This window comes from Aquihabitans sp. G128 (genome assembly GCF_019048865.1).
Lineage (GTDB): Bacteria > Actinomycetota > Acidimicrobiia > Acidimicrobiales > Iamiaceae > Aquihabitans.
Map to the genome: position 1 here is coordinate 827,763 of NZ_CP077604.1, position 24,984 is coordinate 852,746.

The 24,984-nt window shown below is 73.6% G+C and carries 24 protein-coding genes, 2 pseudogenes and 1 riboswitch; of the genes and pseudogenes, 17 read left to right on the plus strand and 9 right to left on the minus strand.

What is annotated here, in order from left to right; translation table 11 throughout:
- Positions 1-43 precede the first annotated feature (43 nt).
- The 3 genes from KSP35_RS03840 to KSP35_RS03850 are packed head-to-tail and all read left to right on the plus strand — an operon-like array spanning position 44 to position 1,568.
- Positions 44-577 carry a hypothetical protein gene (locus KSP35_RS03840; protein ID WP_216999075.1) on the plus strand — a complete coding sequence of 178 codons (534 nt, stop codon included), beginning with the start codon at positions 44-46 and terminating at the stop codon, positions 575-577.
- A gap of 5 nt (positions 578-582) precedes the next feature.
- Positions 583-1,155: a GNAT family N-acetyltransferase gene (locus tag KSP35_RS03845; RefSeq protein ID WP_216999076.1), complete on the plus strand. Its 573-nt coding sequence runs from the start codon at positions 583-585 to the stop codon at positions 1,153-1,155.
- Positions 1,155-1,568, plus strand: coding sequence for an NUDIX hydrolase (locus KSP35_RS03850; protein WP_216999078.1), 414 nt, complete (start codon positions 1,155-1,157; stop codon positions 1,566-1,568). Before KSP35_RS03845 ends, KSP35_RS03850 begins: the two co-directional genes overlap by 1 nt.
- A gap of 79 nt (positions 1,569-1,647) precedes the next feature.
- Here KSP35_RS03850 and KSP35_RS03855 read toward each other — a convergent pair whose 3' ends face one another.
- Positions 1,648-2,424, minus strand: coding sequence for a crotonase/enoyl-CoA hydratase family protein (locus KSP35_RS03855; protein WP_216999080.1), 777 nt, complete (start codon positions 2,422-2,424; stop codon positions 1,648-1,650).
- 107 nt (positions 2,425-2,531) lie between these two features.
- On the opposite strand from KSP35_RS03855, the gene KSP35_RS03860 reads away from it, so the two are divergent.
- Entirely contained in the window at positions 2,532-2,735 is a 204-nt protein-coding gene (locus KSP35_RS03860; RefSeq protein WP_216999082.1) for a hypothetical protein, read from the plus strand.
- Positions 2,736-2,754: 19 nt separating this feature from the next.
- Here KSP35_RS03860 and KSP35_RS03865 read toward each other — a convergent pair whose 3' ends face one another.
- Positions 2,755-4,515 carry a hypothetical protein gene (locus KSP35_RS03865; RefSeq protein WP_216999084.1) on the minus strand — a complete coding sequence of 587 codons (1,761 nt, stop codon included), beginning with the start codon at positions 4,513-4,515 and terminating at the stop codon, positions 2,755-2,757.
- A 203-nt stretch (positions 4,516-4,718) separates the two neighbouring features.
- Here KSP35_RS03865 and KSP35_RS03870 point away from each other — a divergent pair, with 203 nt between their 5' ends.
- The 9 genes and pseudogenes from KSP35_RS03870 (at position 4,719) to KSP35_RS03915 (ending at position 13,626) form a co-directional block, all read left to right on the plus strand.
- Positions 4,719-5,720 (plus strand): hypothetical protein, encoded by a 1,002-nt coding sequence (locus KSP35_RS03870; RefSeq protein ID WP_216999086.1) that lies wholly within the window; start codon positions 4,719-4,721, stop codon positions 5,718-5,720.
- Positions 5,717-6,125, plus strand: a pseudogene (locus KSP35_RS25550) (helix-turn-helix domain-containing protein). The gene KSP35_RS03870 and the pseudogene KSP35_RS25550 overlap by 4 nt, the downstream one beginning before the upstream one ends.
- A gap of 77 nt (positions 6,126-6,202) precedes the next feature.
- Positions 6,203-6,604: a VOC family protein gene (locus KSP35_RS25555; RefSeq protein WP_371748632.1), complete on the plus strand. Its 402-nt coding sequence runs from the start codon at positions 6,203-6,205 to the stop codon at positions 6,602-6,604.
- 31 nt (positions 6,605-6,635) lie between these two features.
- Positions 6,636-6,872 (plus strand): hypothetical protein, encoded by a 237-nt coding sequence (locus KSP35_RS03880; protein ID WP_216999090.1) that lies wholly within the window; start codon positions 6,636-6,638, stop codon positions 6,870-6,872.
- Positions 6,873-6,960: 88 nt separating this feature from the next.
- Positions 6,961-9,337, plus strand: a pseudogene (locus KSP35_RS25560) (ATP-binding cassette domain-containing protein).
- A 106-nt stretch (positions 9,338-9,443) separates the two neighbouring features.
- The gene (locus KSP35_RS03900) at positions 9,444-9,905 is read left to right on the plus strand and encodes a VOC family protein (protein ID WP_216999098.1); all 462 of its coding nucleotides are present in this window, start codon (positions 9,444-9,446) and stop codon (positions 9,903-9,905) included.
- Positions 9,906-10,012: 107 nt separating this feature from the next.
- A complete protein-coding gene (locus tag KSP35_RS03905; RefSeq protein WP_216999099.1) occupies positions 10,013-12,088 on the plus strand; it encodes a hypothetical protein in 2,076 nt (691 codons plus the stop codon).
- Positions 12,089-12,143: 55 nt separating this feature from the next.
- Positions 12,144-12,896, plus strand: a complete 753-nt coding sequence (locus KSP35_RS03910; protein ID WP_216999100.1) for a class I SAM-dependent methyltransferase — start codon at positions 12,144-12,146, stop codon at positions 12,894-12,896.
- 349 nt (positions 12,897-13,245) lie between these two features.
- Positions 13,246-13,626 (plus strand): hypothetical protein, encoded by a 381-nt coding sequence (locus tag KSP35_RS03915; protein WP_216999101.1) that lies wholly within the window; start codon positions 13,246-13,248, stop codon positions 13,624-13,626.
- Between the two features lie 463 nt (positions 13,627-14,089).
- Here the strand turns inward: KSP35_RS03915 and KSP35_RS03920 are convergent, their stop codons facing one another.
- Positions 14,090-14,683, minus strand: coding sequence for an LPXTG cell wall anchor domain-containing protein (locus KSP35_RS03920; RefSeq protein ID WP_216999102.1), 594 nt, complete (start codon positions 14,681-14,683; stop codon positions 14,090-14,092).
- Positions 14,684-14,962: 279 nt separating this feature from the next.
- On the opposite strand from KSP35_RS03920, the gene KSP35_RS03925 reads away from it, so the two are divergent.
- Both KSP35_RS03925 and KSP35_RS03930 read left to right on the plus strand, forming a co-directional pair.
- Positions 14,963-15,934 carry a hypothetical protein gene (locus tag KSP35_RS03925; protein WP_216999103.1) on the plus strand — a complete coding sequence of 324 codons (972 nt, stop codon included), beginning with the start codon at positions 14,963-14,965 and terminating at the stop codon, positions 15,932-15,934.
- A 53-nt stretch (positions 15,935-15,987) separates the two neighbouring features.
- The gene (locus KSP35_RS03930; protein ID WP_216999104.1) at positions 15,988-16,770 is read left to right on the plus strand and encodes a class II aldolase/adducin family protein; all 783 of its coding nucleotides are present in this window, start codon (positions 15,988-15,990) and stop codon (positions 16,768-16,770) included.
- Between the two features lie 73 nt (positions 16,771-16,843).
- On the opposite strand, the gene KSP35_RS03935 is transcribed toward KSP35_RS03930, so the two are convergent.
- Positions 16,844-17,434 (minus strand): hypothetical protein, encoded by a 591-nt coding sequence (locus KSP35_RS03935; RefSeq protein ID WP_216999105.1) that lies wholly within the window; start codon positions 17,432-17,434, stop codon positions 16,844-16,846.
- 212 nt (positions 17,435-17,646) lie between these two features.
- Positions 17,647-17,735: riboswitch (glycine riboswitch) on the plus strand.
- Positions 17,736-17,866: 131 nt separating this feature from the next.
- Between KSP35_RS03935 and gcvP the strand changes: the two genes are divergently transcribed.
- Both gcvP and KSP35_RS03945 read left to right on the plus strand, forming a co-directional pair.
- The gene (gene gcvP / locus KSP35_RS03940) at positions 17,867-20,758 is read left to right on the plus strand and encodes an aminomethyl-transferring glycine dehydrogenase (RefSeq protein ID WP_216999106.1); all 2,892 of its coding nucleotides are present in this window, start codon (positions 17,867-17,869) and stop codon (positions 20,756-20,758) included.
- A gap of 38 nt (positions 20,759-20,796) precedes the next feature.
- Complete coding sequence (locus KSP35_RS03945; RefSeq protein ID WP_216999108.1) at positions 20,797-21,552, plus strand: hypothetical protein; 756 nt, start codon at positions 20,797-20,799, stop codon at positions 21,550-21,552.
- A 4-nt stretch (positions 21,553-21,556) separates the two neighbouring features.
- Here KSP35_RS03945 and gcvT read toward each other — a convergent pair whose 3' ends face one another.
- The 5 genes from gcvT to KSP35_RS03970 all read right to left on the minus strand — a co-directional run bounded on the left by gcvT (position 21,557) and on the right by KSP35_RS03970 (position 24,920).
- A complete protein-coding gene (gene gcvT / locus KSP35_RS03950; protein WP_216999110.1) occupies positions 21,557-22,633 on the minus strand; it encodes a glycine cleavage system aminomethyltransferase GcvT in 1,077 nt (358 codons plus the stop codon).
- A gap of 304 nt (positions 22,634-22,937) precedes the next feature.
- Positions 22,938-23,369, minus strand: coding sequence for a hypothetical protein (locus KSP35_RS03955; RefSeq protein ID WP_216999111.1), 432 nt, complete (start codon positions 23,367-23,369; stop codon positions 22,938-22,940).
- Positions 23,370-23,425: 56 nt separating this feature from the next.
- A complete protein-coding gene (locus tag KSP35_RS03960; RefSeq protein WP_216999113.1) occupies positions 23,426-23,896 on the minus strand; it encodes a MerR family transcriptional regulator in 471 nt (156 codons plus the stop codon).
- 140 nt (positions 23,897-24,036) lie between these two features.
- Entirely contained in the window at positions 24,037-24,519 is a 483-nt protein-coding gene (locus tag KSP35_RS03965; RefSeq protein ID WP_254127176.1) for a bifunctional nuclease family protein, read from the minus strand.
- A gap of 59 nt (positions 24,520-24,578) precedes the next feature.
- The gene (locus KSP35_RS03970) at positions 24,579-24,920 is read right to left on the minus strand and encodes a phosphoribosyltransferase (protein ID WP_216999117.1); all 342 of its coding nucleotides are present in this window, start codon (positions 24,918-24,920) and stop codon (positions 24,579-24,581) included.
- Positions 24,921-24,984: the final 64 nt, after the last annotated feature.

Here is a 24,984-nt window from a genome sequence, read left to right on the forward strand (position 1 = left end):
TCCGATTGGGGGGGCCGCCTCCCAGGTCGGTCAACATGGACAGGTGACCGACGACAAGCGCCCCGTGGACCAGGCCGTCGAGCTGGTGCTCTTCGCCCCGATCGGCTTCGCCCTCGAGGCCCGACGCCTCCTGCCCTCGTTCGTCGAGCGCGGCAAGCAGCAGGTGGCGATGGCCAAGATGATCGGCCAGTTCGCGGTGAAGCAGGGCCAGACCGAGGGCAAGGCCCGCCTGTCCAAGGCCCAAGAGCAGGCCGAGGCGATCCTCACCGAGTTCGGCCTCCGGCCCGCCGATGGCGGGGACGAGCCCGACCCCGTTGCGCCGGTCGCCGCAGCCCCCGCCCCGAGCCCGGCCCCGAAGCCGGCCGCCACGCCCCGGGCGGCCAAGCCCGCCGTGCGGTCGAGCGCCGCCGCCACCGGGCTGGCCATCCCCGACTACGACAGCCTGGCCGCCTCGCAGGTCATCCCCCGCCTCGCCGGGCTGGAAGCCGCCGAGCTGGAAGCGGTGCGCAGCTACGAGGCCGGACACCGGGGTCGCAAGACCATCCTCGGCAAGGTCGCCCAGCTCCAGGGCGAGTAGGCGACGTGGAGGGCGCCCGGGCCGCCAGCGCGGCCGATGCCGTGGTGGTCGCCGCGCTGGCCCGCCAAGGCATCGCCGAGCTGTCGCCGAACCGCGGTGGCTCGCTCTGGAGCCGCCGCGAGGCCCACGCCGAACCGCTCGACGGTGCCATCGCCGCCGCCGTCTCCGGCGCCGACCCCGACGTCCGCGCCGTGGTCGGCACCGTCGACGACACCATCGTCGGCTACGGGATCATGCACGTCGAGCAGCTCCACGACGGTCGGCCGCTCGCCGTGGTCACCGACCTCTACGTCGACCCTGGTGCCCGGGCCATCGGCATCGGCGAGGCGATGATGGACCTGTTGATCGCGGACGCCCGAGCCGTCGGGGCCGTGGGCATCGACGCCATCGCCCTCCCGGGCGATCGCCACACCAAGAACTTCTTCGAGACCTTCGGGCTGACCGCCCGGGCGATCCTGGTGCACCGCTCCCTGGAGGAGCCGGCGGCGGCCGTGCCCGACCCTGATCGGGTGGTGGCGGAGGCGGCCCTGGCGCAAGCCGCGGTCCCGGGAGCTGATCCCGGCGGCGAGGTCGGCTGATGGCCGGGCCCGACCTGGCGGTGGGCGCGGTGGTGGTCGACGACGATCGACTCCTGCTCGTGAAGCGCAGCACGGCGCCGGGGGCTGGCACCTGGGCGGTGCCGGGCGGCCGCGTCGAGCGGGGCGAGACGCTCGCCGAGGCGGTCACCCGGGAGCTGCGGGAGGAGACCGGCCTCGATGGTGCGTGCGGAGCCTTCATCGGCCTGACCGAGCTGCTGCCCGAAGCAGAGGACGAGCCCCATGCGGTCATCCTCGACTTCGAGGTGACGCTGTTCGAGGCCGGGGAGCCGGTGGCCGCCAGCGACGCCACCGAGGCGGCCTGGTTCTTCCTCTCCGACGTCGCCGACCTGCGCCTGGCACCGGGGCTGGCGGAGTTCCTGCACGACCACCAGATCATCGCCACCTTCACCTGAGCGCCCCTGGGCGCCGACGTGCCCCGCTCCGGGAGCGGGGCACGTCGGGTTCAGCGCAGGTGGGGCGAGGCCCCCGGGGTCACTTGCCCTGCCACTCCGGGGCCCGCTTCTCGATGAAGGCGGTGAGGCCCTCGTTGAAGTCCTCGGTGCCGAACATCTTCATGATGCCCTCGCCCGAGAGCTTCCAGCCGACGTCGTCGGGCTGGTCGGTGGCCTCGATCACGATCTTGCGGCTCTCCCGGACGGCCAGCGGCGCGGCCTCGGTGATCTGCTCGGCCAGGGCCAGCGCTCCGGCGAGGGCCTCGCCCTCCTCGGTGAGGGTGTTGACGAGGCCGAAGTGGTAGGCCCGCTCGGCCGGGAAGTCGAGGCGACCGGTGAGGGCCAGCTCCATGGCGATGTTGCGGGGGATCTTGCGGGGGAGGCGGAAGAGGCCACCGGCGGCGGCCACCAGGTTGCGCTTGACCTCGGGGATGCCGAAGACCGCGGTCTTCGACGCCACCACCATGTCGGCGGCGAGCACCAGCTCGGTGCCGCCCGCGAGGGCCGGACCGTCGACGGCGGCGATCACGGGCTTGGTGCGCTCCCGCTGCACGAAGCCGCCGAAGCCACCCTTGGCGGTGGACATGCCGCCCGGGTCGGTGGCCATCTGCTTGAGGTCGGCCCCGGCGCAGAAGATCCAGCCCTTCTCGGTCTGGGCGCCGGTGAGGATGCCGACCCAGGCGGCGTCGTCGGCCTCCAGCTGGTCGATGGCCGCCTCGATGCCCTGGGCGACGTCGGTGTTGACCGCGTTGCGGGCCCCGGGCCGGTTGATGGTGATGACGGCAACGTGGCCGCGCAGTTCGTAGTCGACGCTCATGGCGCGCACGTTACCCAAACTTGACCGATCAGTCAGGTTTGCCGTCGGCGGTGGCTGACGTGAGGGTCACCCAGCGCCGGACCGCCGGTGGATAGCGTCTCGCGTCGATGAGCGCCCCGCCGGCCAGCCACCTCCGGTGCCCCTACTGCGAGGCCTACGCCGTCGGTCGCCTGTACCTCGGCTCGGTGCACCTCGACTCCTGCGAGTGCCTCGCCTGCGGGGCGCGCTGGGACGAAGAGCCTGGCTCCGGCGCGTTCCGAGGCCGGGCCAGCCGTGCCTCGGTGGTGGTGCCCCGGCCCGGTCCGTCCTAGCGACGGCCGGGCCGAGACCTCACTCGTCGGTGGTGCCCGGCGCCGCGGCGGGCGTCGGCTCGGCCTCGGTCGCCTCGGCGGGGACCTCGGGTGCCGCTGCCTCTGGCTCGGGCTCGGGCTCGGCGGGGGACTCGGCCTCGGAGGCCGGTGCCTCGGTCGCCGGAGCGGGCGACTCGACCGCGGGCGGCGGTTCGGTCGCGTCGACCTCGGGGGTCGGGGCGGCCGGTGCGCCGGCCTCGGCGGCGGGCGTCGCCGCAGCCTCGTCGGTGACCGGGGTCTCGCTCGTCGTGGCCTCGGTGGCAGCTGCAGCCGCCGACTCGTGCGCCGGAGCGGGCGCGGCATCGGCGGGAGCATCGGCTGCTGGGGCGTCGGTGGTTGGCGCTGCCCCGTCGGTCGGGGCGGCGGCCGGCTTCGGCGGCTTCGGCGGGCGCGGCGGGCGGCCGCCCCCGGTGGCGGCGCCACCGCCGGTGCCCGGGGCCTTGCGACCACCGCCGGAGCGGGGACCGCGACGGCGAGCGTCGGCAGGAGCGGCGATGCCGAAGGCCTCGGCCACCTTCGGCACCCGGCTGGCGACGCGCGTGATGGCGGCCACCAGCTCCTCGCTGGGGGTCTCCGGCTTGGAGGCGGGGACCACGGTCAGGCGCACCGGCGAGAACGACAGCGCGTCGAGCACGGTGGCCCAGCGATCGCTGACGGTGTCGGCGGTGAGGGCGGCTGAAGCCGCTTCGGCCAGCTTGGCGGCCAGGTCGGCCGGCAGGGGAGCGCCGGCCTTGGGCGGACGGGAGCTCAGGCGCAGGGCCCGGACCACCCGGCCGTCGCCGAGGGTCTCGGCGATCTCGGCCAGCCAGGCGCCCTGCTCGAGGTCGACCCGCAGGGCGAGGCCGTCGCGCAGCTTGGCGGCGAGCTCACGGGTCTCGTCGTCCTTGGCGGCGGTCTCGGCGGCCACGACGACCGAGCGGAGGTCGCGGAGGTCGAGCTCCTCGAGGTCGGCGACGGCGGCCTCGGCGCGGTCGCGCCACTCGGCGGCGCGCAGGGCGGGGAGGAGGCGCTCGGCCACGGCGAGCAGCGGTTCGGCCTTGATCTCGGCGCGACCCTCTTCCTTGGCCTGCTCGTTCATCTTGTCGACGGCCTGGCGGACGGCGGGAACGCCGCCGCGCAGGATCTGCTCGGCGATCACCTGCTCCTCGGGCGCCAGCGCGTCCAGCGCGACCTTGCGGTGGGCGCGCCCGGGGCGGAGGCGCTTGGCCTTCGGCTTCGCCGGCGGGGCCGGGCGCTCGCGGCGGGGACGATCGGGCCGGTCCCCGCCGGGCCGGTCGCCACGCGGGGGACGGTCGCCGCGGGGGCCACCCGTGCGATCGCCACCGGGGCCGCCCGAGCGGCCACCGGGACGGCCGTCGCCGCGCGGGCGATCGCCGTCGCGGCGCGGGCCGCGATCTCGTCGGTCGCCCCGGTCCCCGCGGTCGCCGCGGTCACCACGATCGCCGCGGCCCCGCTTGGCCAGGGTCTGGGTGACGAGCTCGTCGTCCTTCAGGGTCTTGGCGATGAGCTCGATGCGCTCCGGCTCGCGATGCGACTTGCCCTTGGGCGGGAGCACGGCCAGGACGTCGGTCCCGTCCAGGCTGGTCTCCACGTCGGCTCGCAGCTGGTCGCCCACGGCGGCCCCGGCGGGCAGCAGGGCACCATCGAGCACCCCCTTGGGCTGCTTGGCTCCGGCGGCGCGCCAGGTCCACGACCCGTCGTCGCGGGTGCTGGTGAGCTCGATGTCGATCCTGCGGGACATAGGCGAGCCAACCTACTCGGTCGGCCACCACCGCCCGTCCGGCGTTGCGGGCCGGGTGGTGGGGGTTTGCGACCGTTTCGGGGCCTGGGACCGCCAGCGGCCGCCCTCGACGCCGACGGTCGGGGACCCACGCCCGCGCCGCCCCGACGGCCACCCGTCGCGTGGCGGTGGCCGGGCAGGGGAGCGGCCGGTACGGTCGGGCGATGGTGCGAGACGGGCGGTTGCGGGCGCTGGTCGTCGTCGGGGTCCTCGTGGCCTCCGTGTTGGGCGGCGCTTCGAGCCCGGTCCCCGCCGGGGCCGCCCTCGACCGCACGGCCACGCCCGCCTACGCGACCAAGGCGCTCGACCGGGGGTTCGTGGCCGTGTTCGGCCGACACCCCAACGCCGCGTCGAAGGCCTACTGGTACCCCCGCCTCGTGGAGACGCCGAACGCCACCTGGTTCGCCCTCGTCCTCATGGACACCGCCGAGTACCGGGCGGGCCGGGGCGAGCTGGCCGATGCCGCGTTGGTGGATCGGGTGTACCGGGACGGGGCGGCTCGAGCCGCCACCGCAAGCGAGCTCGCGCTGTGGCAGGCGGCGTTCCGCAACGGCTCCCAGGACCGGGCCACGTTCTTCGGGTGGGCGGTGGAGCACCTGTTCGGCGGGACCCTCGCCCGGCCCCGGGCCACGGTGCCGTGCTCGACGTTCCGCAGCGGTGGCCTGGTCCCGCGCTGCGAGGCCGGGGGCGGGGGCACGCAGCGGGACGTCTCGATCGTGCTGGTGCCCGGCACCAACATCTACGTCGATCGGAGCTGGTACCTCGAGGTCGACGGCCTGGTGGCGCTGGCCCGCAAGGCGGGGTGGAACCTGCAGGCCGAGCGCGACCCAGGCACCCCGTCGTGGATGCTCTCGCCGGGGAGCTGGCGCAGCTGGGACGAGCAGCAGTGGCTCTACGACCACGGCTACCCGGCGAACCCCCCCAGGCCGGTCGATGCACGAGTGGGGGCTGGCGATCGACCTCACCTGCAACGGCGTCCGCATCCCCGAGAACCGCGCCTGCTGGGACTGGGTGCGCGCCCACGGCCCGGCGTACCAGGTGCGCCTGTTCACCGGGGCGACGTCGCCGACGCATCCCGAGGCCCCGCACTTCTCCACCAACGGGCGCTGAGCCCGGGGCGGAAGCGGAGCCGATCGCAAGGTGGTCGCGTAGGTTCGTGGCCATGACGCCGGACGAGCTGGCCGACCTCGCGCACCTCCGGCGGGCGCGGGATCTGATGGACCGGGAGTACGCGCGGCCGCTCGACGTGCCCGCCATGGCGCGAGCGGCGCTGATGTCACCGGCCCACTTCTCCCGCAAGTTCCGGGCCGCCTACGGCGAGACGCCCTACTCCTACCTGATGACCCGACGCATCGAGCGGGCGAAGGCGCTGCTCCGCCAGGGCACGTCGGTCACCGGCGCGTGCGTCGCGGTCGGTGCCACCTCGCTCGGCTCCTTCAGCGCGCTTCACCGAGATCGTGGGGGAGACGCCCTCGGCGTACCGGGCGCGGGACCACGGCGGGCTCGAGGCGGTGCCGTCGTGCGCCAGCAAGGTCGGCACGCGGCCGCGTCGGACCCGCGCCTCCTCGTAGCCCGCTGCTCGCGCCACCCCGCCCCACCGAGCAGGATCGGAGAAGCGGCCGGCCGGGGGTGCCCGTACGGTCGAGCCATGGCAACCACCACCGTCTCCCAGATGTTCATCTCCGTCCACGACCCCGAAGAGGCGCTGGCCTTCTACCGGGACGCGCTGGGCTTCGAGGTCCGCATGGACGTGTCCTCCGACGGCTTCCGCTGGGTCACCGTCGGAGCACCGGGCCAGGACGTCGACATCGTGCTCTCGCAGCCCCACGGCGGACGCTCCCAGGCCGAAGGCGACGCCCTCCTCGCCCTGGTCACCCAGGGCTCGCTGCAGGCGGCCATCTTCAAGTCCGACGACCTCGACGCCACCTTCGAGCAGGTCCGCTCCTCGGGCGCCGAGGTCCTCCAGGAGCCGACGTCCCAGCCGTGGGGGGCTCGAGACTGCGCCTTCCGGGACCCGTCGGGCAACCTCGTCCGCATCGCCCAGGCCTGACCCGACCCGACGCGCGAGGAGCGATCGAACGATGAAGACCATGACCTGCGCCCAGCTGGGCGGCCCGTGCGACCACGCCCACCGGGGCGAGACGGCCGACGACGTCATCAACGCCCAGGACCAGCACCTCAAGGACGCCGTCGCCGCCGGCGACGACGCGCACCGGCCGGCCCGCGACGACATGAAGGGGCGGTGGAAGCACCCCATCAAGGGGATGGCGTGGTACAAGGGCGCCAAGCGGGACTTCGCCGCACTCCCCGAGGATTGAGCCCGGCTCGTCCGGGGGGCTGCGTCCGCCGGTCCTCGAACCGCGCTGCCCACACCAGCCCGACGACCGCCCCGGCGGAGGAGACCCGATGACCAAGGCCACCGCGTCCGCCTCGCACCCGGCGGACCAGCACGACCTGATCCGCGTCCAGGGCGCCCGGGTGAACAACCTCAAGGACATCAGCGTCGAGCTGCCGAAGCGCCGCCTGACGGTCTTCACCGGGGTGTCGGGCTCGGGGAAGAGCTCGCTGGTGTTCGGCACCATCGCCGCGGAGTCGCAGCGGATGATCAACGAGACCTACAGCGCGTTCGTGCAGGGCTTCATGCCCACCCAGGCCCGGCCCGACGTCGACGTGATGGACGGGTTGACCACCGCGATCATCGTCGACCAGGAGCGGATGGGCGCCAACGTGCGCTCGACGGTGGGGACCGCCACGGACGCCAACGCCATGCTCCGCATCCTCTTCAGCCGCCTCGGCCAGCCGTACGTGGGGCCGCCCAACGCCTTCTCGTTCAACACCGCGACGGTCAGCGGGGCCGGCGCCATCACCGTCGAGAAGGGTGGCCAGAAGACCCGCGAGAAGCGCACGTTCAGCCGGGCCGGCGGCATGTGCCCGCGCTGCGAGGGCATGGGCTCGGTGACCGACTTCGACCTCATGGCGCTCTACGACGACGCCAAGTCGCTCAACGAGGGCGCCCTCACCATCCCGGGCTACAGCATGGACGGCTGGCAGGGGCGCATCTTCCGAGGCTGCGGGTTCTTCGACCCCGACAAGCCGATCAAGCGGTTCACCAAGAAGGAGATGGCGGACCTCCTCCACAAGGAGCCCACCAAGATCAAGGTGGAGGGCATCAACCTCACCTACGCCGGGCTGATCCCCCAGATCCAGAAGTCATACCTGTCCAAGGACGTCGAGGCCATGCAGCCCCACATCCGGGCCTTCGTGGAGCGGGCGATCACCTTCACCACCTGTCCCGACTGCGACGGCTCCCGGCTCAACGAGGCGGCCCGCTCGTCCAAGGTCGCCGGCATCAGCATCGCCGGCGCGTGCGCCATGCAGATCAGCGACCTGGCCGAGTGGGCGAGCGGGTTGGACGAGCCGTCGATGGCCCCGCTGCTCGCGACGCTCCGCCACTCGCTGGACTCGTTCGTCGAGATCGGGCTGGGCTACCTCTCGCTCGACCGCTCCTCCGGGACCCTGTCGGGCGGCGAGGCGCAGCGCACCAAGATGATCCGCCACCTCGGGTCGTCGCTCACCGACGTCACCTACGTCTTCGACGAGCCCACCATCGGCCTGCACCCCCACGACATCGCCCGCATGAACGAGCTGCTGCTCCAGCTGCGCGACAAGGGCAACACCGTGCTGCTCGTGGAGCACAAGCCCGAAGCCATCGCCATCGCCGACCACGTGGTCGATCTGGGTCCCCGGGCCGGCAGCGACGGGGGAGAGGTGGTGTTCGAGGGCACCGTCGAGGGCCTGCGGGGGGAGCGGCACGCTCACCGGTCGGCACCTGGACGACCGGGCCACGCTGAAGGACGAGGTGCGCGCGCCGTCGGGCGCCCTCGAGGTCCGCAGCGCCAGCACCCACAACCTCCGCGACGTCGACGTCGACATCCCGCTCGGCGTGCTGGTGGTGGTCACCGGCGTCGCCGGCTCGGGCAAGAGCTCGCTGATCCACGGCTCGGTCGCCGGTGGGGAAGGGGTCGTCACCGTCGACCAGGGCGCCATCAAGGGCTCGCGGCGCAGCAACCCGGCCACCTACACCGGCATGTTGGAGCCCATCCGCAAGGCCTTCGCCAAGGCCAACGGCGTGAAGCCGGCGCTGTTCAGCGCCAACTCCGAGGGGGCGTGCCCCGCCTGCAACGGCGCCGGGGTTCTCTACAGCGACCTGGCGATGATGGCCGGCGTGGCCACCGTCTGCGAGGAGTGCGAGGGCAAGCGGTTCCAGGCCGAGGTCCTCGAGCACACCTTCGGCGGCAAGGACATCGACCAGGTGCTGAACCTGTCGGTGGCCGAGGCGGAGGCGTTCTTCGCCCCTGGCGACGCGTCGGTCCCGGCGGCCCACAAGGTCCTCACCCACCTCGCCGACGTCGGCCTCGGGTACCTGAAGGTCGGCCAGCCGCTCACCACCCTCTCGGGGGGCGAGCGCCAGCGGTTGAAGCTGGCCACCCACATGGCCGAGAAGGGCGGCGTCTACGTGCTCGACGAGCCCACCACCGGCCTGCACCTCGCGGATGTCGAGAACCTGCTGGGGCTGCTCGACCGCCTGGTCGACTCGGGGAAGTCGGTGATCGTCATCGAGCACCACCAGGCCGTCATGGCCCACGCCGACTGGATCATCGACCTCGGGCCCGGAGCCGGCCACGAGGGCGGGACCGTCGTGTTCGAGGGCACTCCGGCCGACCTCATCGCCGGTCGGGGCACGCTCACCGGCGAGCACCTCGCCGCCTACGTCGGCGGCTGAGCCGCCCGAACGACCCCGGCCGAAGCGGACAGCCCCTGTCCGCCTCGTGCGCGAAGGTGCGACCCACCGCCGCCTCGAGCGACCACGCCATCGAACGGAGCACCCCGTGACCCGCGAGTTCCAAGTCACCTTCGACGCCCACGACCCCCGAGCGCTGTCGACCTTCTGGCGGGAGGTGCTCGGGTACGTCCACCCTGGCCCGCCGGGGGTCGTGCTGGCCGAGGGAGAGGACCCGCTCGAGGCCTGGGATCGGTTCCTCGCCGGGATCGGCGTGCCGGAGGAGCAGCGCAACAGCCGTTCGGCCATCGAGGACCCGGCCGGCGTGGGCCCGCGGGTCTTCTTCCAGCAGGTGCCGGAGGACAAGGTGGCCAAGAACCGGGTCCACCTCGACGTCCGGGCCGCCCCGGGCCTCCAGGGCGACGAGCGGATGGCCGCCCTGGAGGCCGAGGCCGACCGGCTCGTCGCCCTCGGCGCCACCCGCCTGTACCGGGAGGAGCCGCAGCCGCCCCTGTCGGCCGGCCACCTCACCCTGGCCGACCCCGAGGGCAACGAGCTCTGCCTGGACTGAGGCCCGAGCCGGGCGTGCCCTGACGCGCCTGTCATGGGAGGCGGCGCAGCGGCTCCTCCTCCCTGGCCGGTGCTCGGTGGAAGCAGCGGCGCGACCTCGGAGGAACCGTGTCCCTGCTCCCGCCCTTGCTGCTGCGCCCTCTGCCGGCGCTGCGACCCGTCGGGCGGCGGGCCCTCGCCGTCGCCGCCAGCCTGGTGGTGGTCGCCCTCGGCCTCGTCGGCCCGACCGCGGCGCCGGCCACGCCGACGGGTGCCGGCCGGGTCAGCCAGGCCGCCGCGGGCGGCATGCGGGTGGAGCTGCAGCAGCTGGGCGGCGACGACGGCGACGGGAGCAACCTCGCGCTGTCCGAGGGGGAGGTGGTGTTCCTCGCCCTGGTGGTCCACAACGACGGGGCCGGTGACCTCACCCCGTTCGAGGCGAGCGTCGCCCTGCCGGGCACCGACCCCCAGATCGCCACCACCTGCAGCTGGGTCACGTTGGCGCCGGGCGGCACCGCCGCCTGCCGGGTCCGCTGGGTGGTGCCCGCGGTCCTGGCCTACCCCTCCTACGTCCTGCACGCCGAGGTGCGGGCCCACGACGGCACCGGCGCCGAGCGGTCGGCGGGGGCTGACGCCCTGGCCCAGCACGCCGGGCTGGTCCAGCCGCTGTCGGTCCTCGCCACCGACGCCCGGCTCCTCGATGCCGATGGCGACGGCGCCGCCAGCGTCGGCGACGCGGTGCGGGTCACCTACCACGTGGTCGGCGACACCGGCTCCGGCCTGGTCAGGGTCACCGACCTCGTCGGTGGCGAGCAGCACCCGGCCGACGGCCCGACCGGACCGGTGGTCGACGCCATCGACTTCATCTCGGTGGCCCACGACCTCTCCGCCGCCGACCTGGCGGCGGGCGTGCTGCGGGTCGAGGCCCACGCCACCAACACCCGCTACACCATGCCGTTCGGTCCGGCGTCGGAGGTGCAGAGCGACCTGACGCCGTTCACCATCTCGCTGGCCACGCCGGACCTCCCGGTCCTGCCGCCGACCGCCACGACGTCGACCACCACCGGTGGCCTGCTCGTCGAGGTCCGGGAGGTCGAGACGACCCAGGCGGCGGGCGGGGAGGTGCTCGAGGGCGGCTACGTGCTGCTCACGGCGAAGGTGACCAACGTGGGCGACCGAGACGTGACCCCGTACTCGACCACCCTGACCACGAACGACGGCCGGGACCAGCAGGGCTTCGCCTGCCCGCGCCGGCGGTTGGCGCCCGGCGAGTCCGTCACCTGCTTCCTGCGGGCGACCCTGCCGGCGGCGTCGCTGCCCGCGACCTCGATCCCGGTGCAGGTGGTCTTCAGCGCCGCAGACGACACCGGGGTCGAGCACGTCGCCTGGGGCCGGACCGACGTCGTGGCGATGCCGGGACCGTCGCCTGACCTGTTCGTCGACGCGGCGGGGACCGTGGTCGAGGATCGCGACGGCGACGGCGCCATCAGCGTGGGAGACGCCCTCCTGATGCGCTACCAGGTGGTGGAGGACCACGACGATCGCATCTCGACGCCCTCGCTGGTGGAGCAGCGACCGGACGGGTCCGACCGGGTCGCGGCGCCCTGCGACTCGTACGCGCCCCTGTTCTGCGCCGCCCCGGCCCGGCTCCTGACCGGGGCCGACCTCGCCGCCGGCGCCGTCGAGCTGCTGGTCGAGGCCGAGAAGACCGAGTGGCAGGGCAACCGGGCCTCGCCCACGCACCTGACGTTGCGCAGCGGCCTCGTTGACGTCACCGTCGACCTGGCCACGCTCGCCGCCACCCCCGTGACGACGACCACCTCGACCACCACCCCGGCCACCACGACCTCGACCACCGCGACCTCGACGACGGCGGCCGCGACCACCAGCACCACGGTCCGCCGCGCCACGACCTCCACCAGCACGCCCGACGACGTCGTCCTGGGGCCGAGCACGTCGGTCGACCTGCCCCTGGCCACCACGCCGGCACCGAGCTCGTCGACGACCAGCGAGGTCCGGGTGACCGCGCCGATCTCATCGGTCAGCGGCGCCGGCCCGCGGTCCGGCGGCGAGGGGTCGACCGCCGTCCGGGGGAGCACCCTGGCCCGCACCGGCATCGACCTGCGCTCGCTGCTGTCCTCGGCGGCGGTCCTGGTGGTCAGCGGCACCCTGGTGGTGCGCGGCGCTCGCCGCCGGCACGCCTGAGCGGCCCACCGGAAACCACTGCTCGGCCGGGGGAGGGGGCGCGAGGGTGGCGGCTGTGACCGCCGCCGCCGGAGCCCGCTACGACGCCATCGGACGGACCTACGGCCGAACCCGTCGGGAGGATCCCCACGTGGCGGCGCAGGTCCACGCGGCGCTCGGCGACGCCCGCACCATCGTGAACGTCGGCGCCGGGTCGGGGAGCTACGAGCCGGCCGATCGGGCGGTGGTGGCCGTCGAGCCCTCGGTGCAGATGATCCGCCAGCGAGCTGGCCGGCCGGCTCCCGTGGTCCGGGGAGTGGCCGAAGCGCTGCCGTTCGCCGACGGCTCGTTCGACCTGGCCCTGGCCGTGCTCACCGCCCACCACTGGACCGATGCGGCCGCCGGCTTGGGGGAGCTGGCCCGGGTGGCCGCTCGCCAGGTGGTCCTCTACTTCGAGCCGCTCCGGAACCGCGACTTCTGGGCCATCGAGTACTTCCCCGCCGCCCTCGACCTGCCCAGCGAGATCGACCCACCGGGGGAGCGGCTGCTCGCCGAGCACCTCGATCTCCACGAGGTCCGCCCGGTGCTGGTGCCCCGGGACTGCCTCGACGGGTTCGGCGTGGCGTTCTGGGCCCGCCCCGAGGCCTACCTCGACCCCGACGTGCAGTCCGGTATGTCGTGGCTGGCCATGCTGCCGGCCGACGACCTCGCCCGGGGCACGGCGGCCCTGCGCGCCGACCTGGCCTCGGGCGCCTGGGACCGCCGCCACGGCCACCTCCGCACCGAGGACGTCTACGACGGCGGCTACCGCCTGGCCCTCGCCGGTTGAGCCCTATTGGGCGTTCCCCCGTTCGCCCATAATTTACGTTATGTAATTTCTATGCCAGGTCCGGGAACCAGTGATGGCGGGTGGCGTCACCTTCGACCACCGCTCGAACTTTGGGTCCCACACCCCTGCGGGCGCCGGTGTCGGACCCAAAGTTCCGAATGGGCTCGGCCCATCCACCGAACTTTGGGTCTGAGGCCCGTGCGCGCCCGTGTGGGACCCAAAGTTCCGAGTGGTTCCGTCGATCGGGCGGATCTTGAGCTGCGTTGGCTGGCGGGATCGGGTCGGGCGGCCAGGCGGCGTCGACGGGGCATCGCTTCCCCGCCTCTGCCGTCGGGCTACGTTTCGTCACGTGACGAAAGCACCCGATCCCGAGCCGGCGCTGCTCCGAGCCGAACGGTGCCGGTGGTGCGGCCGGGCGCTGCCGGAGCGGCGGCCCACCGGTCGGCCTCGCCGCTACTGCCGTCCGGGCTGTCGCCAGCAGGCGCACCTCGCCCGCAAGCTGGCCGGGGTGCACGGCCTCGGCGACGGCGACGTGATCGTCGACCGCCTGAAGCTCGAGGAGCTCCAAGGCGCGCTGTACTGCTTGCAGGCCGCCATCGAGGACGTCGATCGCGACCTCACGGGAAGGCCCAGCGCCGCCGAGGTGCGCGAGGCCATGGCCTGGCTGCTCGACAACGCCCGACCGGCGGCTGCCTGCTGGATCGAGCCCCGGACCGCCGAAGCGGGGTGACGCTCGGGGGGGGGTCGCGCTCCCCTGCAGCCGCAGGTCGTGCACTGTTTCGTCACGTGACGAAACGCAGCTCGGTCGGCGGCACCGGCCTCTCCGCTGCCCGGGCACCCGATCGCGGGCGCAGCGCGTGATCTGCTCGCGTCAGCCGACGCCGACGCCGACGCCGGCGCCGACGCCGACGCCACCGCCGGCGCCACCGCCGACGCAGCACGCGGTGCCTCGTGGCTCGAGCACCGCCCGTCGGCTCGCGTCGACGGGACGGCGAGGTCATCCGCCTGCGGCGGTGGGCTGCCGGCAGGCATCCGCGGTCGGGCGCGACACCGCCCGTCGGCTCGCGCCAACCGGGACGGCGAGGTCATTCGCCTGCGGCGGGGCTGCCGGCAGGCCGCCGTGGCCGGGCGCGACACCGCCCGCCGAGGGATCGGCGGGCGGTGCGTCGTGCGGGTGGGCCGAGGCCCGAGGCTCAGCTCTGGTTGCGAGCGACCTGGTGGCGGCGCTCGGCGACCGCCAGGCCGAGGCCCAGGACGATGAGGCCGATGGCGGCCGCGGTGAGCGGCAGGTTGTCGCTGCCGGTGCGGGGCAGCTCACCGCGGTTGACCGCCGCCGGTGCCACCGCCGGGGTGGTGGTGGAGGTCTCCTGCTCGCCGCCGACGCCGGAGTCCTCCGTGGTGGTGGTCTCCCCGACCGCCGTGGTGGTGGTCTCGGCGATCGAGGTGGTGGTGCACGGGCTCACCACGCCGATCGTCGGCCCGCAGGGGTCGACGGTGGTGGTGGTCGAGCAGGGGTCGACGATGACCACGCCCTGGGTCAGGCCACACGTGGTGGTCGTGGTGGTGCAGGGGTCGACGATGATGGCGCCCTGGTTGGGCACGGGGCACCCCGTCGTGGTGGTGGTGCTGCACGGGTCGGGGTTGACGACGCCGGCGACGGGGCCCTGCGTCGTGGTGGTGCACGGCGAGCTCGAGCCGACGTCGATGGCGCTGCCCTGGGCGGGGCCCACGAGCAGGGCGGCCCCGAGGGCCACCATGAGGAAGGGACCGATCAACCGTGCCCGCATGTGCATCTACTCCCGCTAATCGCCCAATACGGACGAAGTGAACAGCGAGACCATAGCCCGCGCCACGATCCGGCGGTGCGACCGCCCGCGCCATCCGGCAGAGGCGCGCCCACCAGCGCCTCGGCGCGGCTACGTTGGCGCCCGTGGCAGCGCGGGCTCGGGCACTGGTCCATCCCCGCCTCGACGGCTGGCTCCTCGGGGGCCTGGGCGTGGTGGCGTGGTTGGTGGTGAGCCGAGGGGGGCGCGTCCATCGGGCCGATCACCGGGGCGCTCTCCGGGGTGTTCATCACCCTGGCGGCCATGCACTTCGGTGCGTCGTACCACCTGGCCTACGGCGACGGCCTGCGCAGCATCAAGCACCACCCCTTCGGCCTCGTGGTCTTCCCCGCCGCCCTCGCCGCGGCTTCGGCGTTCGTCGTCCTGAGCCAGACCACCGGCCACGCCGGCGCCGGCCGGTCGGGCCTCCGCCTGCTGCTGGTGGCGGTCTTCACCCTCACCGGGTGGCACTACATCAAGCAGGCCTACGGGATCGCCATGCTCTCGGCCCGCAGCGCCGGGCTCCGGCCCACCCGCCACGAGGCCCTCCTGCTGCGCTACGCGCTGTACCCGGTGTGGCTCTACGACGTCCTGGAGATCTACGGCCGGGGTCGCTCGGCGAGCTACCAGAGCTACGACGTCACCATGGCGATCGTGCCGCACGGGCTCGACCCGTGGGTGCGGGGCGGCGCCGCCCTCTCGCTGGCCTCGGCGCTCGTGCTGATGGCCGTGCTCGGCGCTCGGGCCCGGCGGGTCCCGCCGCTCGGGCTGTGGGGCACGTACCTCGCCGGTGGCCTGTGGTTCCTGGTGCCGCCCACCTACGTCAGCGCCACCGTGGTGCTCGCCGGCCTCCACGCCGTGCAGTACCTCACGGTGTCGCACCGGGCCGAGGTCGACCTGGCCGTCGAGCGCCGGGAGCCCCACCTGCTCCACCGCTGGCTCTGCGTGTTCGGCGGGGCGGCCGCCGGCGGGCTGCTGCTCACCAACTGGCTGCCGGACCTCGCCTCGCGCTCGGCCACCCCCGGCGTGCCGGCCATGGTGCCGTCGCTGATCTTCGTGGTCTTCAACCTCCACCACTACGCCGTCGACGCCGTGATCTGGCGCTCCGGTGGCGAGCACGTCCTGCGCATGAGCCGAGGCCCGCAGCCGGCGGCGCAGGCCGAGGCGGCCCCGGTGCCTGCCCCCGCCGCTGCGCCGGCGCCCGCCCTCGCCTGACCCTCCGGTCAAGGGCGGCCCTACACTCGGGGTCTGGCCCACCAGGAGGAACCATGCCGTCGAAGCGCACCCCCCACCCGATGTTCGTCGAGCGGAGCACGCCGGACGAGCGCCTCTGGCGCAAGCAGCGCTTGGCCCTGGCCTTCCGGATCTTCGGTCGCCTCGGCTTCGACGAGGGCGTCGCCGGCCACATCACCGCCCGGGACCCCGAGCACGACGACCACTTCTGGGTCAACCCGTTCGGGATGAGCTTCAAGCAGATCACCGCCGACGACCTGATCCTGGTGAACCACGCCGGTGAGGTGGTCGAGGGCTCCTGGCCGGTGAACCAGGCGGCGTTCGCCATCCACTCGGGCATCCACGCCGCCCGTCCCGACGTCGTGGCGGCGGCGCACAGCCACTCCAAGTTCGGGCGGGCCTGGTCCACCCTCGGCGAGACCCTCTCCCCCATCACCCAGGACAGCTGCATCTTCTACGACGACCACGTCCTCTTCGACGACTACACCGGCGTCGTGAACGATCCGGAGGAGGGCAAGCGCATCGCCCACGCCCTCGGCGAGAAGAAGGCGGCCATCCTGCGCAACCACGGCATCCTGACCGTCGGCCAGAGCATCGAGGAGACCGTGTTCTGGTACGTCACCATGGAGCGGACCTGCGAGGTCGAGCTCCTGGCCCGGGCCGCAGGCACGCCGCAGCCCATCGGCGACGAGGTCGCCCGCCAGACCTACGACAACGTCGGCGGCCACCTCGCCGGCTGGTTCAGCGGCCAGCCCCTGTTCGACTGGATCGCCGAGCAGGAGCCCGACGCGTACGGCGACGCCGCGCCCGTCAGCTGAGCGGGCCGGCCTCGAGCGCGGACGGTGCCCGGGCCTCCAGGCCCGGGCACCGTCGCGTTCGGTCCTCGCTCGGTCAGCCCTTCGGGATCACCGACATGATCACGACGGACCCGTCGCTGCCGTCGGAGCCGCCTCCGGTGACGCTGACGCTCACGTCCTTCTGCCCCTTGGTGGCCGTCAGCGAACCGTAGCCGGAGCCCTCGGCCGAGGTGTAGGTGTCGCCGGTGAGCTCGTAGCCGCCGTCCTGGAGCTGGGCCTTGATGCCGTCGTAGACGGCCTTGACCGGGGCGTCGAGGCTCCCGCTCACCGTGAGCGATCCGTCGGACTCGGTGGCGGTCTCGATCTTGGTGCCCTTCGGCGGGGCCAGGTCGTCGGGCCACCCCTTCGGGAGCTCGGTGCCCTCGCCCGAGGTGAACGACGTGCTGCCGTCGTCGCCGGAGATCTTGACGCTGCCGTCGTCGCCCGTCTCGTAGGTGTTGCCGTCCCCGTCGGAGACCTTCACCTTGCCGCCGTCGATGTCGACCTTGGCGTCGCCGCCGCTCTGATCCTCGATGGCCTTCTCGGTGGCCTTCTCGGCCGCCTTCTCGGCGACCTTGCCGCAACCGCTGCCCAGGACCAGCAGCGCCGCCGCGCCGAAGGTCCCGATGATGCGCTTCGCGCTCATGTCTGCTCCTTGCCCGTGCGGCTCACCCGCCGCGGAGGAGGCCGACGCCCGCTGCCCGACCCGCCGCGGAGCGTAGCCGCCTGCGCGCCCACCGGACGCGCCTCGCCGCGGTCGCGGAGCCGCTCCGCTGCCGACGCTCGGGTGACCGGCCCGGGCGGCCGATCCACCCACCACGGCGTCGGCGGGGCGCCCTGGTAGCGTGGCGCCGCCGTCGAGCTCGGACGGGAGAGTGCCCCTCGGGGCACGCCGAAGGAGCAATCCCTCCCCGGAATCTCTCAGGCCCCAGGACCGTCCGAACGAGGCAACGCTGGAAAGCAGGCGCACCGTTGCGCCTCACCGAAGGGGAAAGCCCGGTCCGCCGGGTGAAGCTCTCAGGTTCCACCGACAGCGGGGGAGGTCCATCCGGCGCGCACCGCCCCGGGAGACCTCCAGATGACCGCTCGCCCCCAGCTCCGAGACCTCGAGGGCCTGGCCCCGTTCGAGAGCCGCCACCTCGGGCCGTCGCCCGACGACCAGGCGAAGATGCTGGCTGCGCTGGGCCACCGGTCGCTCGACGACCTGACCGACGCCGCGGTGCCCAGCGGGATCCGCTTCGACGCCGTGCTCGACCTGCCGCCGGCGCGCTCGGAGACCGAGGCCCTGGCCGACCTGCGGGCCCTGGCCGATCGCAACGAGGTGGTGACCTCGATGATCGGTCTCGGCTACCACGCCACGATCACCCCCGGGGTCATCCTGCGCAACGTGCTCGAGAGCCCGGCCTGGTACACGGCCTACACGCCGTACCAGCCGGAGATCTCCCAGGGCCGGCTCGAGGCGCTGCTCAACTTCCAGACGATGGTCACTGAGCTCACCGGCATGGCCCTGTCGAACGCCTCGCTGCTCGACGAGGGCACGGCGGCCGCCGAGGCCATGACGCTCGCCCGCCGGGTGGCGAAGGGCGTGCCCGACGACGCCGTCTTCCTCGTCGACGCCGACTGCCACCCGCAGACCATCGAGGTCGTGCGCACCCGGGCCGAGCCGATCGGCCTGCCCGTCGTGGTGGCCGACCTGCGCGGCGGCCTCCCCGCCGACGTGACGGCCTTCGGCCTGCTGCTGCCCTACCCCGGCTCCTCGGGCGAGGTGGTCGACTGGTCCGCCGTGATCGACGAGGCCCACGCCGCCGGCGCCGTGGTCGCGGTCGACGCCGACCTGCTGTCGCTCTGCCTCCTTCGCTCCCCCGGCTCGCTCGGGGCCGACCTCGTGGTGGGCGTGGCCCAGCGCTTCGGCGTGCCGCTCGGCTTCGGTGGCCCCCACGCCGGCTTCATGGCCGTGCGCGAGGGCCTCCAGCGCTCGCTGCCGGGCCGCCTGGTCGGCGTGTCGGTCGACGCCGACGGCAACCGGGCGTACCGCCTGGCCCTGCAGACCCGCGAGCAGCACATCCGCCGGGAGAAGGCCACGTCGAACATCTGCACCGCCCAAGTGCTGCTGGCCGTCGTGGCCTCGATGTACGCGGTGTACCACGGGCCCGAGGGCCTGACCGACATCGCTGCTCGCACCCACCGCTACGCGGAGCTCCTCGCCGCCGCCCTGCGCGCCGGCGGGGTCGAGGTGGCCCACGAGGCCCTGTTCGACACCGTCACCGCCTCGGTCCCCGGGCGGGCCGACGACGTGCTGGCCGCCGCCCTCGCCAACGGCATCAACCTCCGTCGGGTCGACGCCGACACCGTCGGCATCGCCTGCGACGAGACCACCGGCCGAGCACAGCTCGACGCCGTGGCCGGCGCCTTCGGCCTCGGCTCGGTCGACTGGGACGACCTCGACGGCGCCACCGCCGAGACCATCCCGGAGGCGCTGCGGCGGGACGAGCCGTTCTGCACCCACCCGGTGTTCCACACCCACCGCTCCGAGACCGCCATGCTCCGGTACCTGCGCAAGCTGGCCGACCGCGACCTCGCCCTCGACCGCTCGATGATCCCGCTGGGCTCCTGCACCATGAAGCTCAACGCGACCACCGAGATGGAGCCGATCACCTGGCCCGAGTTCGGCCAGATCCACCCGTTCGCCCCGCTCTCGCAGGCGCACGGCTACCTGCAGCTCATCGGCGAGCTGCAGGACTGGCTGGTGGAGATCACCGGGTACGCGGCGGTCAGCCTGCAGCCCAACGCCGGGTCCCAGGGCGAGCTGGCCGGCCTGTTGGCCATCCGCGGCTACCACCTCGCCAACGGCGACACCGGGCGAGACCTGTGCCTCATCCCGTCGTCGGCCCACGGCACCAACGCCGCCAGCGCCGTCATGGCCGGCATGCGGGTGGTGGTCGTGGCCTGCGACGACGCCGGCAACGTCGACCTGGCCGACCTGCACGCCAAGATCGACGCCAACCGCGACCAGCTCGCCGCGTTGATGGTCACGTACCCGAGCACCCACGGCGTGTTCGAGGAGGCGATCACCGAGATCTGCGCCGCCGTGCACGACGCCGGCGGCCAGGTGTACCTCGACGGCGCCAACCTGAACGCCATGGTCGGCCTGGCCCGGCCCGGCCGCTTCGGCGCCGACGTCTCGCACCTCAACCTCCACAAGACCTTCTGCATCCCCCACGGCGGCGGCGGCCCCGGCGTCGGCCCCATCGGGGTCGGCGCCCACCTCGCTCCGTTCCTGCCCAGCCACCCCCTGACCCCCGAGGCCGGCCCGGCCACCGGTCCCGGCCCCATCTCGGCGGCCCCGTGGGGCTCGGCGGGCATCCTGCCCATCCCGTGGGCCTACGTCCGCATGATGGGTGGCGCCGGGCTCAAGCGGGCCACCCAGGTGGCCATCCTCAACGCCAACTACGTCGCCCACCGCCTCCAGCCGCACTTCCCGGTGCTCTACACGGGCCGCGGCGGCCTGGTGGCCCACGAGTGCATCGTCGACCTGCGCGGGATCACGAAGGACACCGGGGTCACCGTCGACGACGTCGCCAAGCGGCTCATCGACTACGGCTTCCACGCCCCCACCATGAGCTTTCCGGTGGCCGGCACGCTGATGATCGAGCCCACCGAGTCCGAGGACCTCGGCGAGATCGACCGCTTCTGCGACGCCATGATCGCCATCCGCGCCGAGATCGACCGCGTGGCGGCCGGCGAGTGGCCCGGTGACGACAACCCGCTGCACAACGCGCCCCACACCGTCGACTGCCTCACCACCACCGGGTGGGACCACCCCTACGAGCGGGAGCTGGCGGCGTTCCCCGGCACCGGCGAGCGCGGCGACCGCTACTGGCCGCCGGTGCGCCGCATCGACGGCGGCTACGGCGACCGCAACCTGGTCTGCTCTTGCCCGCCCGTGGAGGACCTGGCCCACCCCCTCTAGGCGGTTCCGGACGAGACGGGCAGGGGTACGGTCCAGCGGTGATCCGCCGAACCGGTCCCCTGCTCGTCGTCCTCGCCGTGCTCGTCGCCCTCGCCGGCTGCTCGAGCAGCGACGGCTCCAGCGCCAGCGGCGGCGACGACACGACCTCGACGACCGACTTCGCGACGGGGCAGAAGGCGAGCAACCTCGAGACCTTCGCCCGCGACATCGAGGCGCGCAACGCCTCGTCCATCGCCGTGGACACAGCATCGCCCGCCGGCCGGTGGGCGTCGTTCCTCGACGAGTACGACAACACCGCGCCGCTGACCTTCCGGGAGGTGGAGCCGAACTGGCAGGTGTGCGGCGTCGGCCAGACCGACGGCGGGTGCGCCACCCTCAGCGACTTCACCTTCGACGGCACGAACCGGGTGAACGGGTTCGCCTACGAGGGCCAGCCGATCTCGGACCTGGTCCGGGGCCCCGGGCCGCTGGCGGAGATCAACAGCGGCTCCATCGCCGGGGTGACCTTCCGCGAGGCGTTCCTCAACCCGAAGGACCGCCGCCTGTACGTGGCCATGAGCGTCCTGTGGAACCCGGAGGTCGCTCCCGACACCACGGGCTGCGACCCGACCAAGGCCACCTACAGCCAGGGCGGTCCCGTGGCCGACCCGAAGGGCGGCGGCGAGGGCGACGACCTGTTCTCGACCTGGTTGATGACGATGAGCTTCCCCGACGCCAGCTTCGGCGGCGAGCTCAAGGTGTCGTGCTACCGCAAGGACGGCGCCAGCGAGACCTTCACCTTCACCATCGCCTAGCGGTTCAGGCCACCGGCTCGCTGGGCGTGGCGGTCACGAACGGCGGCTTCACCACGGTCGCGGCCACCGCCTCGCCCCGCACGTCGATGGCGACGGTGTCGCCGATGGCCACCTCGGGCGGGCAGAAGGCCAGGGCGATCCCCTGCTCGAGGATGGGCGAGAAGTTGCCGCTGGTGATGACCCCGGCCGCCTGGCCGTCGACGAGGACGACCTGGTCGGCGCGGGGCGGGCGACGGCCCTCGATGGTGAGGGCCCGGAGGCGGCGGGCCACCCCGGCCTCCCGCTCGGCGTCGAGGGCGGCCCGGCCACGGAAGTCGCCCTTGTCCCAGGCGACCACCCAGCCCAGCCCGGCCTGCAGCGGGGTGATGCCGGCGCCGAGCTCGTGGCCGTGCAGCGGCAGGCCGGCCTCGAGGCGCAGGGTGTCCCGTGCGCCCAGGCCGGCGGGCTCGAAGCCGGCGGCCAGCACGGCGTCCCAGAAGGCACCGGCGTGCTCGGCCGGGACCGCCACCTCCAGCCCGTCCTCGCCGGTGTAGCCGGTGCCGGCCACGGTGCACTCGACGCCGTCCCAGCTGGCGGTGATCACGTGGAAGCGGCCGATGGCGGCGGCCTCGGGCCAGATCGGGGCCAGGAGCCGTCGGGCGGCGGGGCCCTGCAGGGCGATGATCGCCCGCTCGGCGGTGACGTCGACCGCCCCCTCCCCCAGCGCACCCACCACGCCGTCGGTGTTCGACGCGTTGGGCATCACGTCGAAGCGCTCGTCGTCGACCCACCACACGATGATGTCGTCGACCACGGAGGCGTCGGCGGGGTCGAGCAGGTGGGTGTACTGCGCCCGGCCCGGCCCGACCTTGGTGAGGTCGTTGGTGAGGGCGGCCTGCAGGCGGTCGAGGGCCTCGGGCCCGGTGATGCGCACGGTGCCCAGGTGGCTCACGTCGAAGGCGACCGCGCCCTGGCGGCAGCTGCGGTGCTCCGCCAGCGTGCCCGCCGGGTACGACAGCGGCATGTCCCACCCCCCGAAGGGGACCATCTTGGCCCCGAGGGCGCGGTGGGCAGCGTCGAGCGGCGAGGTGCGAAGGGTCACCCTGCGACCCTAGTGGGACGTCCCGGCGCCCCCCCGAGGCCCGACCCCGACCGACCCTGTCCTCCCGTTCCGTCGTGCGCGGACCGGTCCCCCCCAGCGAACTTGTGGGCCGAGGGCGCCGAAAACGGGAGTGTGGGCCCACAAGTTCAGCGGGGTTCGGCGGGGTGGGCGGTCCCCCAGCGAACTTGTGGGCGGAGGGCGCCGAAAACGGAGGCGTGGGCCCACAAGTTCGCCGGGGTCGGCGGTGGGCGGCGGGCTCGGTGGGCGTCGTGAGGCGTCGGGCTCGGCGGGCGGCGGGTCGGGCTCAGGCGGCGGAGGGGCTGCCGCCTGCGGCCGCAACGTCCACGTCGGCGGCGTGGAGGCCGAGGAGGCCCAGGGGCTCGAGGGCCGAGCCCGGGGCGTCGGTGGGCCCGTCCTGCTGCGGGCGCTCGAGGCCGTACTTCACCAGCAGCTGGAGGTAGTCGCGCTGGTAGATGAGGGTGACGTCGATGCCGGGGTGCAGCGCCCGCAGCTGGCGGAGCTTGCGGTTCTTGCGGGTGACGAGCCGCTGCTCCATGGTGGTGACCTCGACGTAGCGGTCGTGGTCGGGCAGCCAGAAGTCCGGGGCGAAGGCGGCGGTGGGGTGGCCATCGGCGCCGCGGGCGAGGACGAAGGTGTGGGGCTCGTACTCCCAGCGCACGGCGTAGAAGTCGAAGAGCCGGGCCAGCTGGCGCTCCGCGTTGTGGGCGAAGGCCACCTGCTCGTAGGGCAGCCCGACGGGCGCCGACGGCGGTTCGGTGCCGGGCAGGGCGATCAGCCCTCGCCCACCGCACGAGGTGCTGGCGGGGCCACGACGGGGATGGCGGTGGGGAACAGCTCGACGAGGGCGTCGTCCACCTCGCGCTGGACGCCGCCGAGCGACAGGACGCCGCTCATGACGAACTGGCCCTGCTTGAGCACGTCGACCAGCTCGTGGTCGTCCCGGACGAGGATGGCGGTGCCGCCGCTGATGACCAGCTGGGCCGAGGCGATGTCCTCGCCGAGCTGCTCGCGGAGGTACTCGAACACCGAGCGCACCGACTCCAGCTTGATGCCGGCGTCCAGGAGGGACTTGATGACCTTGAGCTCCAGCAGGTCCCGGTAGGAGTACTGGCGACGGCTGCCGCTGCCCGCCGCGTCGGTCACCGACGGGCGCACGAGATCGGTGCGAGCCCAGTAGTCGAGCTGGCGGTAGGTGATGCCGACGATCTCGGCGGCCTTCTTGCCGCTGTAGTGCTGGGTCATCCCGGGAGCTCCTCGTGCCGCGGCCGCGGGCCCGAAGGGACCACACGGGTGAAACTACGCTCCTGTCACCCTACGGAACCTCGCGCGGGGTCAACGCCCGCTACCGATGTGGCGCGGAGCCCACCGGCCGCCGCCCAGGGTCAGGCGAAGTCCTCCGGGTTGACGGAGTCGATGAAGGAGCGGAACTCCTCCACCACCTCTTCCTGCTGGGCCTCTTCCTCGGGCTCGTCGTCCTCGAGGTAGCCGGCCTCGGCCAGCACGTCCTCGTTGGCGTAGATGGGCGAACCGGTGCGAGCCGCCAGGGCGATGGCGTCCGAGGGGCGGGAGGAGATGGTGTGGACCCCGTCGCGCCCGTTGAGCTCGAGCTCGGCGTGGAACACGCCTTCCTTCAGCTCGGTCACGGTGATCTTCTCGAGGCTCACGCCGAGGTCGTCGAGGACCTCGCGGAAGAGGTCGTGGGTCATCGGCCGGGGCGTGACGACCTCTTCGAGGGCGAAGGCGATCGCGGTGGCCTCCGGGGCGCCGATGAAGATCGGCAGCACGCGGCGGGCGCCGCCCACCTCTCGCAACAGGGCGATCGGCGAGCTGCTCGGCATCTCGACCCGCACGCCCACCAGTTCCATCTCGGCCACGGGGCGAGCCTACCGTCCGCTGCTGCGGGTGGGGCGGGCAGATGCCCCGGTCAGGGCGCGACCGGGTACAGCTGTGGGACGTACCGGTCGGGATCGTCCTGGAGCGCTCCCCCGTCGACGGTCCAGAGGTCGCGGAGGTTGCGGTACCGGCCCCGGTGGTCGAGCCCGTAGCCGATGAGGAACCGGTCGGGCGCCTCCAGGGCTGCGTAGTCCGGGACCAGCGGCAGGATCCGGCGGACCGGCTTGTCGACCAGGGCGGCCACCCGGACCGACGCCGGCTCGAACGAGGCGAGGTGGCGGCGCAGGAAGTCGGCGGTGAAGCCGGTGTCGACGATGCCGGTCACCAGCACGACGGCCTCGCCGGCGATGGGGTGGTCGAGGTCCTTGACCACGCGTGCGGGCGGCGGCGCCGTCGAACGGGGCCACCGCCACCATGTCGATGCGGGCCGGGACCGT

Coding starts and splice junctions, on each gene's coding strand:
- KSP35_RS03850 (WP_216999078.1), top strand. CDS start 1,155: ATGGCCGGGCCCGACCTGGCGGTGGGCGCGGTGGTGGTCGACGACGAT.
- KSP35_RS03855 (WP_216999080.1), bottom strand. CDS start 2,424: ATGAGCGTCGACTACGAACTGCGCGGCCACGTTGCCGTCATCACCATC.
- KSP35_RS03860 (WP_216999082.1), top strand. CDS start 2,532: ATGAGCGCCCCGCCGGCCAGCCACCTCCGGTGCCCCTACTGCGAGGCC.
- KSP35_RS03865 (WP_216999084.1), bottom strand. CDS start 4,515: ATGTCCCGCAGGATCGACATCGAGCTCACCAGCACCCGCGACGACGGG.
- KSP35_RS03870 (WP_216999086.1), top strand. CDS start 4,719: ATGGTGCGAGACGGGCGGTTGCGGGCGCTGGTCGTCGTCGGGGTCCTC.
- KSP35_RS25555 (WP_371748632.1), top strand. CDS start 6,203: ATGGCAACCACCACCGTCTCCCAGATGTTCATCTCCGTCCACGACCCC.
- KSP35_RS03880 (WP_216999090.1), top strand. CDS start 6,636: ATGAAGACCATGACCTGCGCCCAGCTGGGCGGCCCGTGCGACCACGCC.
- KSP35_RS03920 (WP_216999102.1), bottom strand. CDS start 14,683: ATGCGGGCACGGTTGATCGGTCCCTTCCTCATGGTGGCCCTCGGGGCC.
- KSP35_RS03930 (WP_216999104.1), top strand. CDS start 15,988: ATGCCGTCGAAGCGCACCCCCCACCCGATGTTCGTCGAGCGGAGCACG.
- KSP35_RS03935 (WP_216999105.1), bottom strand. CDS start 17,434: ATGAGCGCGAAGCGCATCATCGGGACCTTCGGCGCGGCGGCGCTGCTG.
- gcvP (WP_216999106.1), top strand. CDS start 17,867: ATGACCGCTCGCCCCCAGCTCCGAGACCTCGAGGGCCTGGCCCCGTTC.
- KSP35_RS03960 (WP_216999113.1), bottom strand. CDS start 23,896: ATGACCCAGCACTACAGCGGCAAGAAGGCCGCCGAGATCGTCGGCATC.
- KSP35_RS03965 (WP_254127176.1), bottom strand. CDS start 24,519: ATGGAACTGGTGGGCGTGCGGGTCGAGATGCCGAGCAGCTCGCCGATC.